Source organism: Mesorhizobium sp. P2_E9 (assembly GCF_056403815.1).
Genome location: NZ_JBFUET010000006.1, coordinates 193014 through 210821, shown reverse-complemented (window position 1 = coordinate 210821; position 17808 = coordinate 193014). Strand labels below are relative to the sequence as shown.

16 protein-coding genes are annotated in these 17808 nt (G+C 62.5%); 10 read left to right on the top strand and 6 right to left on the bottom strand.

Annotated elements, in window-relative coordinates:
- Positions 1–3 precede the first annotated feature (3 nt).
- Positions 4–309: a Dabb family protein gene (locus AC1D05_RS12940; RefSeq protein WP_477441094.1), complete on the top strand. Its 306-nt coding sequence runs from the start codon at positions 4–6 to the stop codon at positions 307–309.
- Here AC1D05_RS12940 and AC1D05_RS12935 read toward each other — a convergent pair.
- Positions 306–1169, bottom strand: coding sequence for a prephenate dehydratase (locus AC1D05_RS12935; protein ID WP_477441093.1), 864 nt, complete (start codon positions 1167–1169; stop codon positions 306–308). The two genes, AC1D05_RS12940 and AC1D05_RS12935, sit on opposite strands and share 4 nt — an antisense overlap.
- Positions 1170–1211: 42 nt before the next feature.
- Positions 1212–1940: a 3-deoxy-manno-octulosonate cytidylyltransferase gene (locus AC1D05_RS12930; protein ID WP_477441092.1), complete on the bottom strand. Its 729-nt coding sequence runs from the start codon at positions 1938–1940 to the stop codon at positions 1212–1214.
- Between the two features lie 194 nt (positions 1941–2134).
- Between AC1D05_RS12930 and AC1D05_RS12925 the strand changes: the two genes are divergently transcribed.
- From AC1D05_RS12925 to AC1D05_RS12895, 7 genes are all read left to right on the top strand, one after another.
- Positions 2135–2815: a c-type cytochrome gene (locus tag AC1D05_RS12925; protein WP_477441091.1), complete on the top strand. Its 681-nt coding sequence runs from the start codon at positions 2135–2137 to the stop codon at positions 2813–2815.
- Between the two features lie 166 nt (positions 2816–2981).
- A complete protein-coding gene (locus AC1D05_RS12920; protein ID WP_477441090.1) occupies positions 2982–4859 on the top strand; it encodes an extracellular solute-binding protein in 1878 nt (625 codons plus the stop codon).
- Between the two features lie 14 nt (positions 4860–4873).
- On the top strand, positions 4874–6736 hold the full coding sequence (locus AC1D05_RS12915) for an extracellular solute-binding protein (protein ID WP_477441089.1): 1863 nt from the start codon (positions 4874–4876) through the stop codon (positions 6734–6736).
- Positions 6737–6766: 30 nt separating this feature from the next.
- Complete coding sequence (locus AC1D05_RS12910) at positions 6767–7864, top strand: microcin C ABC transporter permease YejB (RefSeq protein WP_477441088.1); 1098 nt, start codon at positions 6767–6769, stop codon at positions 7862–7864.
- Positions 7864–9003: an ABC transporter permease gene (locus AC1D05_RS12905; RefSeq protein WP_477441087.1), complete on the top strand. Its 1140-nt coding sequence runs from the start codon at positions 7864–7866 to the stop codon at positions 9001–9003. Before AC1D05_RS12910 ends, AC1D05_RS12905 begins: the two co-directional genes overlap by 1 nt.
- Positions 9000–10628 (top strand): ABC transporter ATP-binding protein, encoded by a 1629-nt coding sequence (locus AC1D05_RS12900; RefSeq protein WP_477441086.1) that lies wholly within the window; start codon positions 9000–9002, stop codon positions 10626–10628. Before AC1D05_RS12905 ends, AC1D05_RS12900 begins: the two co-directional genes overlap by 4 nt.
- A 30-nt stretch (positions 10629–10658) precedes the next feature.
- Complete coding sequence (locus AC1D05_RS12895; RefSeq protein WP_477441085.1) at positions 10659–11600, top strand: 2-hydroxyacid dehydrogenase; 942 nt, start codon at positions 10659–10661, stop codon at positions 11598–11600.
- Positions 11601–11609: 9 nt separating this feature from the next.
- On the opposite strand, the gene AC1D05_RS12890 is transcribed toward AC1D05_RS12895, so the two are convergent.
- From AC1D05_RS12890 to AC1D05_RS12880, 3 genes are all read right to left on the bottom strand, one after another.
- Positions 11610–12137, bottom strand: a complete 528-nt coding sequence (locus tag AC1D05_RS12890) for a P-loop NTPase family protein (protein ID WP_477441084.1) — start codon at positions 12135–12137, stop codon at positions 11610–11612.
- Between the two features lie 71 nt (positions 12138–12208).
- The gene (locus tag AC1D05_RS12885) at positions 12209–12508 is read right to left on the bottom strand and encodes a hypothetical protein (RefSeq protein ID WP_477441083.1); all 300 of its coding nucleotides are present in this window, start codon (positions 12506–12508) and stop codon (positions 12209–12211) included.
- A 217-nt stretch (positions 12509–12725) separates the two neighbouring features.
- A complete protein-coding gene (locus tag AC1D05_RS12880) occupies positions 12726–13643 on the bottom strand; it encodes a class I SAM-dependent DNA methyltransferase (RefSeq protein WP_477441082.1) in 918 nt (305 codons plus the stop codon).
- 104 nt (positions 13644–13747) lie between these two features.
- Between AC1D05_RS12880 and AC1D05_RS12875 the strand changes: the two genes are divergently transcribed.
- Positions 13748–14755, top strand: a complete 1008-nt coding sequence (locus AC1D05_RS12875; protein WP_477441081.1) for a ligase-associated DNA damage response exonuclease — start codon at positions 13748–13750, stop codon at positions 14753–14755.
- A gap of 4 nt (positions 14756–14759) precedes the next feature.
- Positions 14760–16361, top strand: a complete 1602-nt coding sequence (locus AC1D05_RS12870; protein ID WP_477441080.1) for a cisplatin damage response ATP-dependent DNA ligase — start codon at positions 14760–14762, stop codon at positions 16359–16361.
- 16 nt (positions 16362–16377) lie between these two features.
- On the opposite strand, the gene AC1D05_RS12865 is transcribed toward AC1D05_RS12870, so the two are convergent.
- Complete coding sequence (locus tag AC1D05_RS12865; protein WP_477441079.1) at positions 16378–17523, bottom strand: hypothetical protein; 1146 nt, start codon at positions 17521–17523, stop codon at positions 16378–16380.
- Positions 17524–17808: the final 285 nt, after the last annotated feature.

The window sequence follows — 17808 nt, the reverse complement described above, 5'->3', positions numbered from 1 at the left end:
CAAATGATCCGTCACACCGTCGTCTTCACGCTGAAACATGCACCGCACTCGCTCGACGAAAAGCGATTCCTCGTCGATGCCAAGAAAATCCTCACCGCGATCAAGGGCGTCACGCATTTCGAGCAATTGCGGCAGATCAGCCCCAAGAACGACTATCACTTCGGCTTCTCGATGGAGTTCGCCGACCAGGCCGCCTACACCAGATACAACGACCATCCGGACCATGTCGCCTTCGTGCGTGACCGCTGGGTGCCGGAGGTCGAGAAATTTCTCGAAATCGATTACGTGCCGCTGGGCTCGGTCGTTTAGTCAGCGACTTTCCACTGCTCACGCGACTCGCTGGCCGGATAGACGCCCAAAATCCGCACCTCGCGAGAGAAGAAGCGAAGCTCGTCCAGCGCCAGCTTGACCAGCGGGTCGTCGGGATGGCCCTCGATGTCGGCGTAGAACAGCGTCGCCGTGAAGGCGCCGAGCTGGTAGCTCTCCAGCTTGGTCATGTTGATGCCGTTGGTGGCGAAGCCGCCCATGGCCTTGTAGAGCGCGGCCGGCACGTTGCGGACGCGGAAGATGAAGGTCGTCATCATCTTGACGTCGGCCGAGGCGCGTTCGGCCCATTGCTTGCTCTTGGTCAGGACGACGAAACGGGTGACGTTGGAATCAGTGTCCTCGACATTCTCCTCGATGGTATCGAGCCCATAGAGCGTCGCGGCCAGCGCCGGCGACAGCGCGGCCATGGTGCGATCCTTGACCTCGGAGACCATTTTGGCCGCACCCGCCGTATCGCCGGCGACGACAGCTTTCCAGCCGTTCTTGCGGATGTATTTGCGGCACTGGCCAAGCGCATGGATATGGCTGTGCACGGTCTTGATCTCGTCGCGTTTGACGCCGGGCAGCACCATCAGCTGGAAATGGATCGGCAGGAAATACTCGCCGACTATGTGGAGCTTCGATTCCGGCAGCAGATGATGGATGTCGGCGACGCGCCCGGCGATGGTGTTCTCGATCGGGATCATGGCGAGGTCGGCTTTGTTGGTCTCGACCGCGTTGAAGGCATCCTCGAAGGTCGGGCACGGCAACGGCTCCATCGACGGGAACATGTTGCGGCTGGCGGTGTCGGAATTGGCGCCCGGCTCGCCCTGGAAGGATATTCTGTTGGTCTTTTCAGGCATGTCCGGGTCTCGATTCACGGTATCTCGGTTCGAAGGGATTTCTCAGTTTGCCAGGATCATCCTGGCGCGCTCAAGGTCTTCCGGCGTGTCGACGCCAAGCGGCAGCGACTGGACGATCTCGGCGTCGATGCGCATACCGGCTTCCAGCGCCCGCAACTGCTCCAGCCGTTCGCGGCGTTCCAGCGGCGACGGTCTTAGCGCGACGAAGCGCTCGAGTGCCGCGCGGCGATAGGCGTAGAGGCCGACATGGTGATAGAGCGGCCCCTCGCCCCAAGGTGCTGTGGCGCGGGTGAAATAGAGGGCTCGCAGCCGCGTGGCCGACAGCGGCGAACCGACGATCTTGACGACGTTGGAATTGGTCTTTTCCTCCTCGCGGACGATCTCGACGCCGAGCGTGGCGATATCCACGGCTGCGTCCTCGAACGGCCTGAGCGAGGCGGCGATGATGCCGGGATCGATGGTCGGCAGGTCACCCTGGACATTGACGATCGTTTCGACCTTGTGTCCGGGATCGAGCTCGAGCAGCGCTTCATGGATGCGGTCGGAACCCGACTCGTGGTCGATGCGCGTCATCACCGCCTCGAACCCATGCGCGCGCACCGCTTCGGCGACGCTTTGCGTGTCGGTCGCCACCACCACCCGGCCGAGGCCGGCTTCGGCCGCGCGGCGCGCGACATGGACGATCATCGGCGCGCCGGCAATGTCGGCCAGCGGCTTGCCCGGCAGGCGGGTCGAGGCCATGCGGGCCGGGATCAGGATCAGAGTGGACATCGGTATGGTGAGGCGTTCGAAAAGAGGACAGGGAAAAGTGGCAAAAGGTCTCACTGGCAGCGCCCTTATAGGTGTTGCAACGCCGCAGCAAAAGACCTAGTTTCCGCCCGATTTGACCGGCTCTGGAGGGCAGGTCTCGATACCGACGGACGGAGTGGACGGTTCGGTCCGCCGGAAAAGGGAGCAAGGGGCGTATGGATTCCAACGAAGTCAACAAACTGCTCGCCGGATTGCTTGGAACCGTATTCGTCGTTTTCTCGGTCGGCCTGGTGTCGGACGCGCTGTTTGCCTCGCCGGCTCCTGAAAAGCCCGGCTTCATCATCGAAGCCACGGAGCCCGCCGAAGGCGGCCCGGCCGCACCCGCCGCCGAAGCCAAGCCGATCGCCGATCTGCTGCAGACCGCCAATGTCGAGGCGGGCGCTGCCGTGTTCAAAAAATGCCAGGCCTGCCATTCCGGCGAAAAGGGCGGCCCCAACAAGGTCGGCCCCGATTTGTGGGACCTCGTCGACCGCCCGGTCGCCGAACATGAAGGCTTTGCCTATTCGGCCGGCATGAAGGAATTCTCCAAGGGCGGCACCGAGAAGTGGACCTACGACAACATCAACCACTTCATCACCTCGCCGAAGAAGTTCGTGAAGGGCACGGCCATGGGCTTCGCCGGCCTGCCCAAGGATGAGGACCGCGCCAACGTCATCGCTTATCTGCGCACGCTTTCGGACAATCCCAAGCCGTTGCCGGCACCTGGGGCTGCCGCCGACGCCTCGGCGCCCGCCAAGCCGGCCGATGCAGCCGCTCCGGCAAAGCCCGCTGACGGCGCCGCGCCGGCCAAGCCTGCCGCACCGGCAGCACCAGCTCTCGCGGCTCCGGCCAAATAACCAGATATCATCGCGACGATCTTGAAAAAGCCGGGTTCTGCCCGGCTTTTTTGTTAGGAAAAACGCATATGCGGCGACAAAGCCGCGCATGGCGGTTTTCACGCGCGCCAAATCATCTAGATTGCCCTTCTGGATGATCTGGCACGCATCGCGAAGAGGATAGTGCATGACGGTTGGCCGAACGCTTCTCAAGTCGCTGCTGGCGGCGGCCATGCTGGTAGCGGGGTTGCAGACGACCCGGGCCGACGAGTGGCGCACCACCTCATCGCTGATCGGCGACTCCAAATACGGCGACACTTTCCAGCACTACGACTACGTCAATCCGAACGCACCGAAGGGTGGCAACTACAACTCCGTCGTCCAGGGGACATTCGACAGCTTCAATCCCTACATCGTGCAAGGAGCGCCGGCCGCCGGCTTCCTGCCGTTCGGCGGCGGCCTGCTCTACGACACGCTTATGGACCAGGCGACCGACGAAGGCAGCGTCAGCCACCCGCTGATCGCCGACGCCTACAAATATCCGGCCGACTATTCCTCGGCGACCTACCGGCTGGACCCGCGCGCGAAATGGCATGACGGGCAACCGATCACCGTCGACGACGTGATCTGGTCGTTCCAGGCGCTGAAGGCGAACAGCCCGATGTACAGCCGCTATTTCGAGAACGTCACCGAGGCGGTGGCGATCTCCGACCGCGAGGTCGAATTCCATTTCAGCCAAAAGGGCAACCGCGAACTGCCCAAGATCCTTGGCGACCTCGTCGTTCTGCCCAAGCATTGGTGGGAAGGCACCGACGCCAACGGCAAGAAGCGCGACATCACCAAGGGGACGCTGGAGCCGCCGCTTGGCTCGGCAGCCTACAAGATCGCGAGCTTCAAGCCGGGCTCGGAGATCGTCTGGCAGCGCGTGCCGGATTATTGGGGCGCCAAGCTGCCGGTGAAGATCGGGCGCGAGAATTTCGACACTCAGCGCTTCACCTACATTCTTGACGACAATGCTGCCTGGCAAGCCTTCAAGAAAGGCGGGCTCGACGATATCAAGCCGGAAAACAGCTCGAAGAAGTGGGCGACGTTTTATGATTTCCCGGCGATCAAGGCCGGCGACGTGATCAAGCGGGAATTCAAGACCACTTCGCCGGAGCCGATGCAGGCCTTCATCCTCAACCAGAGGCGGCCGCTGTTCCAGGATCGCCTGGTACGCGAGGCACTGACCTATGCGTACGATTTCGAGACGATGAACCGGACGCTGTTCTTCGGCTTCAACACCCGTACCAGCAGTTACTTCCAGGGCACGGAGCTGGCATCGAGCGGCCTGCCGCAAGGCAAGGAACTGGAAATCCTGGAAAAGTACCGCGACAAGCTGCCGCCCGAGCTTTTCACCCAGGAGTTCAAGCTGCCGGTCTATGACACGCCGCAAGCCGAGCGCAAATATCTGAGGCAGGCGGTCGATCTGTTCGCCAAGGCCGGCTGGGTGATCAAGGGCGGCAAGATGGTCAACGCCAAGACCGGCGAGCCGTTCAAGTTCGAGATCATCGGCTCGAGTGAAACCGACCAGGTCCTTTCCGGCACCTACATCGCCAATCTGCGCAAGATCGGCGTCGATGCGACGCTGCGCATCATCGACCAGAGTCAATACATCAACCGCGTCAACAATTTCGATTACGACGTCATCACCAGCGTGCTGCAGCAATCGGAATCGCCCGGCAACGAGCAACGCGATTTCTGGAGCTCGAAGGCCGCCGACACACCGGGAGCGCGCAACTATTCCGGCATCAAGGATCCGGTTGTCGACGCCCTTGTCGACCGCATCATCTTCGCCACCGACCGCGACGATCTCGTGGCCGTCACCCATGCGCTCGACCGGGTGCTGCTGTGGAACTACTATGCCGTGCCACAATACTATCGTGCGGTGGTGTGGCTCGCCTACTGGAACAAGTTCGGGATTCCGGAAAAGCAGCCAAGCTACCGCGGCGCCGATATCGATTCCTGGTGGATCGACACCGAAAAGGAAAAGGCGCTCGCGGCCAAATACAGGGGTAGCGATTGATGGGGCAGCAGCCGATGCTTTCTCGTCGCGACTTCCTGGCGCTCGGCGCAGCGGCAACCGCGGCCGCGCTGTTGCCGGGCAAAGCTTTCGCCGCCAGCCCGACCGGCGTGAAACTGCACGGGCTGTCGGCCTTCGGCGATCTCAAATACAAGCCGGACTTCACCCATTTCGATTATGTCAATGTCGATGCGCCGCAAGGCGGCACCTTCAATTTCCTGCCGCGCAACTGGGGTGCCAACCAGACGCCGCTGACCTTCAACACGCTGAATTCGTTCGTTCCCAAAGGCGATTCGCCGCAGCGCATGGAGATGTGCTTCGATTCGCTGATGGTGAGAGCGCTCGACGAGCCTGACGCCGTCTACGGGCTGATCGCCGACGGCGTGACGATTTCAGACGACCGCAACGGTTTCACCTTCTCGCTGCGTCCGCAGGCCCGGTTCCATGACGGCACGCCGCTGACGGCCGAAGACGCCGCCTTCACCTTCAAGCTGTTGAAGGACAAGGGCCATCCGGACTATTCGCTGCCGCTGACGCATCTGAACGACGCGATCGCCATCGATGCCCACACGTTGAAGCTTGCCTTCTCCGGCAAGCAGACAACCCGCACCATCCTCAACGTCGTTGCGTTCCCGATCCTGTCGAAGGCTTTCTATACGGCCAACCCGTTCGATTCCTCGCAGATGAACCCGCCACTTGGGTCAAGCGCCTACAAGGTCGGTCGCTGGTCGGCAGGGGCCTGGATCGAATATGAGCGTGTGGCCGACTATTGGGGCAACGACCTGCCGATCAATCGCGGCCAGAACAATTTTCAGCGCATTCGTGTCGAGTTCTACCAGGACCGCAACGTTGCCTTCGAAGCGTTCAAGAAGGGAGAGATCCTCTACAAGGAGGAATTCGTGTCGCGTGTGTGGGCGACGGGCTACGACTTCCCCGCCTTCATTGCCGGCAAGGTGGTGAAGCACGAATTCCCGGCCGAAACGATGCCCTCCATGCAGGCCACCGCGGTCAATCAGCGGCGCGAGCAATTCCGCGACCCGCGGGTGCGGCAAGCGATCGGGCTCTGCTTCGACTTCGAATGGACGCGGCGCAATTTCTTTTACGGCTCCTATGAGCGCTCGCAATCCTGCTTCGAGCAATCCGATTTTCGCGCCGAGGGCGTCCCGTCGCTGCAGGAACTTGCCTTGCTCGAGCCACTACGCGGCCAGATTCCGGCCGAGGCTTTTGGCGAAGCCGTCACACAAGACGTGTCGAACGGCTCCGGTCGCGACCGACAGTTGCTTGGCAAGGCGGCCAAGCTCCTGACTGACGCCGGCTGGAAACGCTCCGGCAATTTCGTCGTGAACGACAAGGGCGGTCGACTGTCGGCAGAGTTCCTTGTCGATGATGAGGTCTTCGAGCAGGTTTACTCGCCCTGGGTGGAAAACATGAAGGCGGTCGGCATCGATGCCTCTATCCGGCTGGTCGACGCCGCGCAATATCAGTTGCGGCAGAATTCGTTCGACTACGACCTCGTCTCGGTTGCGTTCTCATTTCCGGCGACGCCAACCCGAGACGACCTCGAAACCTTCTTCCACTCGCGAACCGCCACCATATCGGGCTCGCGCAACCTGCCGGGCACATCGAACCCGGCCATCGACACGCTGATCGACACCGTTGGCGCCGCCAAGGACCGCGAAAGCCTGACAATTGCCATGCGCGCTCTCGACCGGGTCTTGCGCGCGCGGCGCGATTGGATTCCAAGTTGGTTCCTGGCGAATCACCGAAGCGCCTATTGGGACATGTTCGGCTTTCCCGAGCAGAAACCCGATTTCGGCTTTCCGGTCGAAGCGCTGTGGTGGGTCGACAAGGGCAAGGCGGCAAAAATTGGCAAAGCCTGACATGACCGTTCACGCGGGGCCGGCAGCCTGATGGGCGCCTATATTCTGCGACGCATCCTGCTGATGATCCCGACGCTGTTCGGCATCATGGCAATCTCCTTTGCCGTGATCCAGTTTGCGCCCGGCGGTCCGGTCGAGCAGGTGATTGCCAGCCTGACCAACCAGGGCGGCAGCGATCGCCTCGGCGGCGGCGGTGGCGACGCCGGCACCGGTGGCAATTTCGATGCGGCCGGCGATATCAGTTCGAAATACCGCGGTGCGCAGGGTCTTGATCCCGAGTTCATCAAGAAGCTGGAGAAGCAGTTCGGCTTCGACAAACCGCCGCTCGAACGCTTCGGCATGATGCTGTGGAACTATATCCGGTTCGATTTCGGCGACAGCTATTTCCGCGACATTTCGGTGCTCGACCTGATCCTCGAAAAGATGCCGGTGTCGATCTCGCTCGGCATCTGGATCACCATCCTGTCCTATCTGATCTCGATCCCGCTTGGCATCCGCAAGGCGGTCAAGGATGGCTCGGCGTTCGACATGTGGACCAGCGGCGTCGTCATCATCGGCTATGCCATCCCTGGTTTCCTGTTCGGCATCCTGCTGATGGTGCTGTTTGCCGGCGGCTCGTTCTGGGACTGGTTCCCGTTGCGCGGCATCGTTTCGGACAATTGGGACCAGTTGTCCTGGCCGGACAGGATCGTCGACTATATCTGGCACATGACCTTGCCGCTGACCGCGCTGGTGCTGTCGGCCTTCGCCACAACGACGCTGCTCACCAAGAACTCGTTCCTGGAAGAGATCCGCAAGCAGTATGTGGTGACGGCGCGCGCCAAGGGCCTGTCGGAGCGCAAGGTGCTCTACGGCCATGTCTTCCGGAACGCCATGCTGATTGTCATCGCCGGCTTTCCCGGCGCCTTCATCTCGGCCTTCTTCACCGGCTCGCTGCTGATCGAGAACATCTTCTCGCTCGACGGTCTTGGCCTGCTCGGCTTCAAGTCGGTGTTGGCGCGCGATTATCCGGTCGTGTTCGCCAATCTCTACATCTTCTCGCTGCTTGGGCTGTTCGTCGGATTGCTGTCCGACCTGATGTACACTTGGGTCGATCCGCGCATCGATTTCGAGCGGAGAGACATCTGATGTCCGAAGCCGTTGTCGAGAACACGCCGACACGCGCCAAACGGCCCTGGCTGTCGCCGCTGAACCGCCGGCGCTGGCAGAATTTCAAGGCCAACCGGCGCGGCTACTGGTCGCTGTGGATCTTCCTTATCCTGTTCGGTCTGTCGCTGTTTTCCGAATGGATCGCCAACGACAAGCCGATCCTCGTCTCCTACAAGGGCGAGATCCTGTTTCCGGTGCTGGTCGCCTACCCCGAGGAGAAGTTCGGCGGCTTCTATGCCGTCACCGATTATCGCGACCCGGTCATCCGCGACGAGATCAATGCCAATGGCTGGATGATCTGGCCGCCGATCCGCTACTCCTACCGAACCGTCAACAATGCAATTCCCGATGCCGCTCCTGCAAAGCCGTCCTGGCAATATGATGCGGACCAGCGTTGCAGCCAGTATCCGCAGAAGGCCGCCGATCCCGACTGCATTGTCGGCAACTGGAACTGGCTGGGAACCGACGATCAGGCGCGCGACGTGCTGGCGCGGCTTATCTACGGTTTCAGGATCTCGGTGCTGTTCGGCCTGATCCTGACTGCCGGCTCGTCGCTGATCGGCGTCGCCGCGGGCGCCATGCAGGGTTATTTCGGCGGCTGGACCGATCTTCTGTTTCAGCGCGTCATCGAGATCTGGTCAGCGATCCCGGTGCTCTATTTGCTGCTCATCGTCTCCGCCATCCTGCCGCCCGGCTTCTTCATCCTGCTTGGCCTGATGCTGATCTTCTCCTGGGTGGCGCTGGTCGGGGTGGTGCGGGCCGAGTTCCTGCGCGCCCGCAATTTCGAATATGTCAACGCGGCGCGCGCGCTCGGCGTACCCAACCGCACGATCATGTTCCGGCATCTGTTGCCCAACGCCATGGTGGCGACGCTGACCTTCCTGCCGTTCCTGACCAGTGGTTCGATATCGACGCTGACCTCACTCGACTATCTCGGCTTCGGCCTGCCTCCGGGCTCCCCGTCGCTGGGCGAACTCATGAAGCAGGCGCAGAGCAACCTGAACGCGCCGTGGCTCGGCATTTCCGGCTTCATCGTCGTCTCGCTGATGCTGTCGTTGCTGGTGTTCATCGGCGAGGCCGCGCGCGACGCCTTCGATCCGCGCAAGGCATTCAGATGAGCGAAATTCTGCTCTCTGTCCACGATCTTAGCGTCGCCTTCACCCAAGGCGGCAACCAGTCGATAGCTGTCGATCACATTTCCTTCGACCTCGCCAAGGGCGAGACCGTGGCACTGGTCGGCGAGTCAGGCTCCGGGAAATCGGTGTCGGCGCTGTCGGTGCTGAAGCTCCTGCCCTATCCGACGGCCAGCCACCCCTCGGGAAAGATCCTGTTCCAGGGCGCCGACCTGCTGGCCATGAACGAGAAGCAGTTGCGGCAGGTGCGCGGCAACAAGATCACCATGATCTTCCAGGAGCCGATGACCTCGCTCAATCCGCTGCACACGATCGAGCACCAGATTGTCGAAATCCTGAAGCTGCATCAAGGCATGGCCGACCGCCCGGCCAAGGCACGCACTTTGGCCTTGCTCAAGGAAGTGGGTATCCGCGAGCCGGAAAAACGCCTCGACGCCTATCCGCACCAGCTGTCCGGCGGTCAGCGCCAGCGCGTCATGATCGCCATGGCGCTGGCCAACGAACCGGAACTGCTGATCGCCGACGAGCCGACGACGGCGCTCGACGTCACCGTGCAGGCGCAGATCCTCGAACTGCTGGCGGGGTTGAAAAGCCGCAAGGGCATGTCGATGCTGTTCATCACCCATGATCTCGGCATTGTGCGCAAGATCGCCGACCGGGTCTGCGTGATGACCAAGGGCAAGATCGTCGAGACCGGACCGACCAAGGACATCTTCGCCAACCCGCAGCACGCCTATACCAAGCATTTGCTGGCGGCCGAACCGAAGGGCAAGCCGCCGGCCGCCAACGATGCCGCCAAGCCTGTCATGACAGGCAAGGACATCAAGGTCTGGTTCCCGATCAAGAAGGGGTTTTTCCGAACCACCGTCGATCATGTGAAGGCGGTCGACGGCATCGATGTCACCGTGCGCGCCGGCCAGACGCTGGGCGTGGTCGGCGAATCCGGCTCGGGCAAGACGACGCTCGGCCTGGCGCTGGCGCGGATGATCTCATCGACCGGAAGCATCCAGTTCAACGGCCGCGACATCAACCAGCTCACCTTCAACGCCATGCGACCGCTCAGGCGCGAATTGCAGATCGTGTTTCAGGATCCGTTCGGCTCGCTCAGTCCGCGCATGTCGATAGCCGAAATCATCGAGGAAGGCCTGAAGATCCACGAGCCGAAGCTGTCGCCCGATGAACGCGACGACAAGGTGGCCGCCGTGCTGAAGGAGGTCGGCCTCTATCCGGAGACCCGCAACCGCTACCCGCACGAATTTTCCGGCGGCCAGCGCCAGCGTGTCGCGATCGCACGCGCCATGGTGCTCAACCCGCGCTTCGTCATGCTGGACGAGCCGACATCGGCGCTCGACATGAGCGTGCAGGCGCAGGTCGTCGACCTCTTGCGCAGCCTGCAGGCCAAGCACGACCTCGCCTATCTCTTCATCAGCCATGATCTCAGGGTCATCCGGGCGCTTGCCAACGACGTCATCGTCATGCGCAATGGCAGGATTGTCGAAGCCGGCCCTTCCCAGCAGATTTTTGAAAATCCGCAAACCGACTATACTCGGGCACTGATCTCGGCCGCCTTCAAGATAGAGACGGCGCCGGTCGGCATCGTCAGCGAGTAATTTGCCTAAAGAGGGACTAGACGAACCGCGATGGAAAAAGGCCGTATCCTGCTTGCCGTCACCGGCTTTCATCCGCAGCGCTGGCGCGACCTGTTGTCGGCCGAGCGCGAGGTGGTGCTGGAGCCGGACGGCGCCAAGGATCCGTCGATCACCTATGCGGTGGTGTGGAAGCAGAAACCGAACCTGTTGTCGTCGCTGCCCAATCTGCGCGCCATCTTCTCGATCGGCGCCGGCGTCGACCATATCTTCGCCGACCCCGGCCTGCCCGACGTGCCGATCGTCAGGGTCGTCGCCGACAACCTCACCCAGTACATGACCGAATATGTCGTCTGGCGGGTGCTCGATCATCATCGCCAAGGCCTGCTCTACCGGCAGCAACAGCCCAAGAAGATCTGGCACGAGCCGCCGCAGAGGCCAGCCGGCGACATTTCCGTCGGCATTATGGGGCTAGGCAATCTCGGCCGCGCCGCGGCCTCGGTGCTGCTGTCGCTCGGCTTCGCCGTCAATGGCTGGTCACGCAGCGACCGGCCGATGCAAGGGGTCGCGACCTATTCCGGCGAGGCCGGTTTGATTCCCTTCCTCAAGGCGACCGATATCCTTGTCGTGCTGTTGCCGCTGACGCCGGACACGCAAGGCATCATCAATTACGGCGTGCTGAAGGAATTGCGCAAGCGCAACGGCCTCGGCGGTTCAGTGTTGATCAACGCCGGACGCGGCCGCCTGCAGAAGGACGCCGACATCGTGCGGGCGCTGGACGACGGCACGCTGAAGGAAGCGAGCCTCGACGTGTTCGAGGTCGAACCGCTGCCGAAGACCAGCCCGTTGTGGAACCATCCAAAAGTGTTCGTGACGCCGCACGCGGCGGCGACCTCCGATCCCATGCACCTGGCGCCGACCATGCTGCGCCAGATGGACGCCTTCGAGCGCGGCGAAAAGCTCGACAATCTGGTGGACCGCAAGGCGGGATACTAACCGGGAGTCTTACCTGGCCAGGTCCCACTGCCGGAAGCACTGCTTGATTGCTCTCACGGAGGACAGCCGCAGCTTTGGCAGGTCGAGCTGCTCGAACATCGCCTGGTATCTCTGGCGGTTTTTCGGCGTCGTCACGGCAATATGGCGGATCATGTCCCATTTGACGCTGTCGCGCCCGCCTTCCAAGGCACCGCGCCTCTCCTTCTCGAACAGGGTTCGCCTGAAATAGCGCAGCAAGCTTGCCGGCGTGGAGATATCCAGCAGGATCAATCCCGTCGCCCGCAGAAAGCGTTGCGGCATGCCGACCGAGTAATTTCCATCCATCACCCATCGCTCACCGGCAATCGCAGCGTCATGCAAGGCGATGAATTCGGCCTTTGGACGTGGTTCCCAATCGGTGTTGGGCAGATGATGAAGCAGATCGAGGTGAATGGACTCCAGGCCACGCTTGCGGGCAATCGCGTCGGCCAGGGTCGACTTGCCGCTGTTGGACGGCCCCAGGATGCAAATCCGGTCTCCCAGGTCCGAGAGCTTCATCCGATCGTGCCCTTGCCAGGACATAGCCAGCTGCCCGCGATAAATTCTCGACCAATGATTGTTTTGTATCGTCAACTGGGCAGAGCGAACTTCTTCTTCTGATTGTCCGGCTTACCGCAGTCGCGCCGCTCGATCGACCGGTTCATCGCATCGATGTCGCCTGCCGCCTTGTCGCTATCGCGCTGGGCCTTGGAGCGCATATCGGGCGTGAACGGGCCGAAACCCATTGCGGGATTGTAGAAGGTCGGCTTCGCGGTCACCGGAAGGTTGTTCTGCTGCGCCAACCCGTTGCGCTGCGCCAACAACTGATCGCATGGCACGGTGTCATATTGCAGGGAGGACTCGATGTTGGCGTCCTGCCGCTCGGACATCGAATTGCCGACGCAGCCGGCCGTTGCCAGGCAAGATGCCAAGATCATCATGTTCCAGCGCATCGAATATGCTCCCTCCTGATATTCCGCACGCGCGCCCCGTGTTACCCGCGCACGCGATTCGGGCTTTTTCGCAGCAGAAGCTTCACCGAGACAAGTGGGGCAGTACCCCTTTTGGGGTTGGGAGGATCACCGCATTGGCCCGATCGTGAACGCTTCAGGCTGCGTGGATTTTCCCGGCCACAACGACCAACCCGTCGACCGGTTCCCGACGATCCTGCCGGATCACGGTTGTTTCCAGGGACAGGATCGAAAATCCGTTGGCGGCCAGGATTTCACGCACATAGGTTTCAGAGTGCGCGTAGCGGCGCGATGGCAGCAACACGAAATCGCCACTGCCGCTCAACTTCTCGACGGAAAAGGCGAACAGGCCATCCCCGGCCAGCAAGCCGGCGATCGTCTTCAGCATGCCGTCGAGCGCGCCGACATAGATGAAGACGTCGGCCACTGTCACCAGCGCGGCTTTCGGGCCGGCATAGGAAAAATCCCGCAGATCGGCCTTGGCCAGGAAATCGTAGACGCCCTTGGCCCGTGCCTGTTTCAGCATTCCAGTCGAAATGTCATAGCCCTCCAGCCGGTCGGCAATCGGCCGCAGTCTCTGCCCCATCAGGCCGGTGCCGCAGCCGAGATCGAGCGCCAGCGGGAAGCGACCCGGCCTTGCCGTTCGAATGGCCTGATCCAGCAGCTCAGGCAGCCGGTAACCCAGCCTGTCGACCAGTGATTCATCGAAGCTCCCGGCGTAGTGGTCGAACAATGTCTCGACGAATGCGCTGGGGAGCGCGTCGGACGCCGACGCCTTGCCGATCAATTGCAGGTTCAGCGCTGCACCCTGACGATCCGTCGGATCGAGTTGCAGCGACACCGTCCATGCCTGCGCGGCCAGATCCGATGCACCCGCCGCCTGCTGCATTTCGCCGAGACGAAACCAGCCCATCGCCCATTGCGGCATCAATTCGAGTGCCCCGAGCAGCAATTCAGCCGCAGCGGCGTGATCACCATCGGCATAGAGCATTTCGGCATACTCGGCGCGGCGATCGGCGTTCAAGTCGCCGGACGAGGCCTGAAGCGGTTTCATGTCGTGGGTCCTATCGGCGCATGAGGCCGATGGTGCTGTATGCTGGAGTCAGCAGTCCGTGGCAACAGACTTCCCGTGGCGGAATTATATCCTATCTTGGGAACATGCGCGCCAGCGACCTGCTTCATCCCCGGCCCGAGGGCCTTTATTGCCCGCCGGGCGACTTCTTCATCGACCCGGTGCGGCCGGTGAACCGGGCGCTGATCACGCACGGCCATTCCGACCATGCGCGTTCCGGCCACCGCTCGGTGCTGGCGACGCAGCAGACGCTCGACATTATGGGCTTGCGCTATGGCGAGGATTTTGCCGGAACGACGCAAGCGGCACGGCTCGGCGAGACAATCGTCCTCAATGACGTCGGCGTCAGCTTCCATCCGGCCGGCCATGTGCTGGGTTCGGCGCAGATATCGGTCGAGCATCAGGGCATGCGTATCGTCGCCTCCGGCGACTACAAGAGGCGCAGGGATGCGACCTGCGCGCCGTTCGAGCCGATCCGCTGCGACGTCTTCATTACCGAGGCGACCTTCGGCCTGCCGGTGTTCCGTCATCCACCCGACACCGAAGAGATCGCCCGCCTGCTGAAATCGGCGGCGCAGTTTCCCGAACGCTCGCATCTCGTCGGCGCTTATGCACTGGGCAAGGCGCAGCGGGTGATGCGGCTGTTGCGCGACGCCGGCTATGACAAGCCGCTCTATATCCATGGCGCGCTGGCCAAGCTGAGTGAGTACTATCAGAACCAGGGCATCGACCTGGGCACGTTGGAGCCTGCAACGGTGGAGGGCGGCAAAGGGAATTTTGCCGGCGCCATCGTGGTCGGCCCGCCATCGGCCTTCGCCGATCGCTGGGCGCGGCGCTTCCCAGACCCGATCTCGTGCTTCGCGTCGGGCTGGATGCGCATCCGCCAGCGCGCCAAGCAAGGCGGCGTCGAGCTGCCGCTGATTATCTCGGACCATGCCGACTGGGACGAACTCACCGCCACCATCAAGGAGACCGGCGCCGGGGAAATCTGGGTCACGCATGGCCGCGAGGAAGCGCTGGTGCGCTGGTGCGAGCTGGAAGGCATCGCCGCAAGGCCGCTGCATCTGGTGGGGTACGAGGACGAGGGCGATTGAGGGCATGAACCGCTTCGCCGAACTTCTCGACCGCCTGGTACTGACGCCGTCGCGCAACGGCAAGCTGACGCTGCTGGTCGACTATTTCCGCAGCGTCGAGGATCCGGATCGCGGGCTGGCGCTGGCCGCCATCACCGGGGATCTCAACATAGCGGCGGTCAAGCCGGCGATGTTGCGCATGCTGGTCACCGAACGCATGGACCCGGTGCTGTTCGGCTATTCCTACGACTATGTCGGCGATCTCGCCGAGACGGTGTCGCTGGTCTGGCCGCAAACACCTGGCAAGATCCCCAACCGCGAGCCGACGCTTGGCGAGGTCGTGGCAAAACTGCAGGCGGCAAGCCGTTCCGACGGACCCAAGGTTCTGGTCGGCTTGCTCGACAGCGCCGGCATCTCGGCGCGCTTTGCCATCATCAAGCTGGTCACCGGCGGCCTACGTATCGGCGTCTCGGCTCGGCTCGCCAAACAAGCGCTGGCGGATTTCGGCAAGGTCGACGTCGCCGAAATCGAGGAGCTTTGGCACGGCCTGTCGCCGCCTTACACGGCGCTGTTCGCGTGGCTGGAAGGCAAGGCTGAGAAGCCGCGCAACACGGCGCTGGCGCTGTTCCGTCCGGTGATGCTGTCGAACCCTGTCGGCGACGGCGATCTCGAAAAGCTCGATCCGGCGGACTATGCGGCCGAATGGAAATGGGACGGAATCCGCGTCCAGGCGGTGGCGGAAGGTGGCATCCGCCGGCTCTATTCGCGCACCGGCGACGATGTCTCCGGCGCCTTTCCCGACCTTGCCGACGCCATGGATTTTTCCGCGACGCTCGATGGCGAATTGCTCGTCGGCGACCCACGAGAAGCGACAGGAACCTTCTCGGACCTGCAGCAGCGGCTGAACCGCAAGACGGTGACACTGAGGATGCAGCAGCAATACCCGGCCTTCATGCGCTGCTACGACCTGCTTCAGATCGGCGCCGAAGACCTTCGCGCGTTACCATTCCGGGAACGGCGTGGCCGCCTCGAAGCCTTCGTGAAAACGCTCGACCCGAGCCGTTTCGACCTGTCGCCCTTCGTCGACTTCGCGAACTGGCAGGCGCTCGAGGACCTGCGCCGCGCCCCGCCGCATCCGATCATCGAGGGCGTGATGCTGAAGCGCTGGGATTCGCCCTATGTCGCCGGCCGGCCAAAAGGGCCGTGGTTCAAGTGGAAGCGCGATCCACACACGGTCGACGCGGTGCTGATGTACGCCCAGCGCGGTCATGGCAAGCGCTCGAGTTTTTACTCCGACTACACGTTCGGCGTCTGGTCCGGAGCCGAGGGCGAGGAGGAACTGGTGCCGGTTGGCAAGGCCTATTTCGGCTTCACCGACGAGGAACTGAAGCAGATCGACAAATATGTCAGGGACAACACCGTCGAACGCTTCGGGCCGGTGCGTTCGGTGCGGGCGGATCGTGACAATGGCCTGGTGCTGGAAGTCGCCTTCGAGGGGCTCAACCGTTCGACCCGGCACAAATCCGGCGTCGCCATGCGCTTCCCCCGCATTTCACGGCTGCGCTGGGACAAACCGGCCAACGAGGCCGACCGCATCGAGACGTTGCAGGCACTGCTCGATCGCTAGGTTCTGGCCGACATCCTTACGGCTCGATCGAGACGCGGATCTCGTAGATGTTGACCGCCTTGCCCTGCTTGTCGAAATCGGAATTGACGGCGATGGTTCCGGCCGAGCCCGGATGCTTGTCAGGGAACTGCACGTCGAACAGATATTCATTGCGCTGCTGGCCGACCGCGTAGCGCTTGCGGCCGCAATCGCCGAGGTCGCCGAAATTGCAGTCGACGGAGATTTGGGTGTCCTTGCCGTCCTCGGCACGGGCGATGATATCGAACACGGCATGCTTGCCGGCGAGTTTCTCCAGCACGCCCTGGCCGACATCGAAGGCGACCGCCGAACCGGAAGGGCCGGACTGGATGCGCAGGAACGGACCGCTGTCGTCCTTCATCACCTCGGCCTTGGCATCCGACGGAGCGGCGACATGCGTCGGATCGGTCGGCGAAAACACATTGATCCAGTTGCGTGACTGGTCCGCGGCACCGGGCTTGGCCGGCGCATTGGCGCCATCGGCCGGGGTGAAATCATCGTCTTCGACGGTTGGTGGCGCCACCGGCGGCGCCGTATCGAGCTGTGCCGCCGTCTTGAACACGCCGGTCTGTATGGCGAAGAACACGCCGATTCCGATCGCCGCAAGCAGGGTCACGGTGAAGAAAATGGCGGTCAGCGGCAGGCGGCGTCCGCGAATGCGCCGCTCATCGCGATCGGGCGCCACTTCCGTTGCGGCGCCGGACGGGGCGGGAACCGACATGTCTATGGCCGGCGCACCGGGAAGCGTCGCGTCCGGCATGATGTCGGGAACGACCGGCAGCACACGCGAGCGCGGCGCATCGGATGCAGGCGGCGCGGGCCCGTCGACGGCGACAGCGGATGATGGCGTCTTGTCGCCGATCTCGATCGCGGGCGCCGCAGTGGCCGCAGGCTCGCCCGCCGGGGCGTCGACCTCCAGGCCAACATCCGGCACGGCCGGCAGGAACTCGGATTCGATTTCGGTGATCGTCGCCTGGATCGCCTTGCGGCGCTTGATGGCGACCTCCACGGTCACGCCGGGATTGGCCTGGAGCGCACGGTCAAGCGCGGCAAAGGCCGACCGATAGACCCTCTCGCGGAACGCGCGGTCCTCGGCATGGCCCTTTTCCAAGGCGTTCCGGATCGCTTTTTCGATCGCGTCCAAGCGGGATCCCTCTGCAAATTGCCCAAACTTCCGTGATGGTTAGCCGTAGGCGACCAATCAATCAACGGGCGGGCGCCGCATTCTGCCTCGACGGGCAGTCCAAAGTCCATCTTGGCGATGTTCCGGCAAAACAAAATCGGCATGTGCCGGCGATTATCACACAAACGGAGGTGCGAACCCCTGTTTCGGTGATCGCAGGCGCTCATGCATGATTTGGCAAGTCGCATCTTGAATTCGCCGCCGGTTGAGTCTATCACCCAGCCCATCTTGGAGGCCTCGGCCTCC

Coding starts and splice junctions, on each gene's coding strand:
- AC1D05_RS12885 (WP_477441083.1), bottom strand. CDS start 12,508: ATGTCCGAGCGGCAGGACGCCAACATCGAGTCCTCCCTGCAATATGAC.
- AC1D05_RS12875 (WP_477441081.1), top strand. CDS start 13,748: ATGCGCGCCAGCGACCTGCTTCATCCCCGGCCCGAGGGCCTTTATTGC.
- AC1D05_RS12930 (WP_477441092.1), bottom strand. CDS start 1,940: ATGTCCACTCTGATCCTGATCCCGGCCCGCATGGCCTCGACCCGCCTG.
- AC1D05_RS12920 (WP_477441090.1), top strand. CDS start 2,982: ATGACGGTTGGCCGAACGCTTCTCAAGTCGCTGCTGGCGGCGGCCATG.
- AC1D05_RS12940 (WP_477441094.1), top strand. CDS start 4: ATGATCCGTCACACCGTCGTCTTCACGCTGAAACATGCACCGCACTCG.
- AC1D05_RS12925 (WP_477441091.1), top strand. CDS start 2,135: ATGGATTCCAACGAAGTCAACAAACTGCTCGCCGGATTGCTTGGAACC.
- AC1D05_RS12870 (WP_477441080.1), top strand. CDS start 14,760: ATGAACCGCTTCGCCGAACTTCTCGACCGCCTGGTACTGACGCCGTCG.
- AC1D05_RS12915 (WP_477441089.1), top strand. CDS start 4,874: ATGCTTTCTCGTCGCGACTTCCTGGCGCTCGGCGCAGCGGCAACCGCG.
- AC1D05_RS12880 (WP_477441082.1), bottom strand. CDS start 13,643: ATGAAACCGCTTCAGGCCTCGTCCGGCGACTTGAACGCCGATCGCCGC.
- AC1D05_RS12890 (WP_477441084.1), bottom strand. CDS start 12,137: ATGAAGCTCTCGGACCTGGGAGACCGGATTTGCATCCTGGGGCCGTCC.
- AC1D05_RS12935 (WP_477441093.1), bottom strand. CDS start 1,169: ATGCCTGAAAAGACCAACAGAATATCCTTCCAGGGCGAGCCGGGCGCC.
- AC1D05_RS12910 (WP_477441088.1), top strand. CDS start 6,767: ATGGGCGCCTATATTCTGCGACGCATCCTGCTGATGATCCCGACGCTG.
- AC1D05_RS12895 (WP_477441085.1), top strand. CDS start 10,659: ATGGAAAAAGGCCGTATCCTGCTTGCCGTCACCGGCTTTCATCCGCAG.
- AC1D05_RS12905 (WP_477441087.1), top strand. CDS start 7,864: ATGTCCGAAGCCGTTGTCGAGAACACGCCGACACGCGCCAAACGGCCC.
- AC1D05_RS12900 (WP_477441086.1), top strand. CDS start 9,000: ATGAGCGAAATTCTGCTCTCTGTCCACGATCTTAGCGTCGCCTTCACC.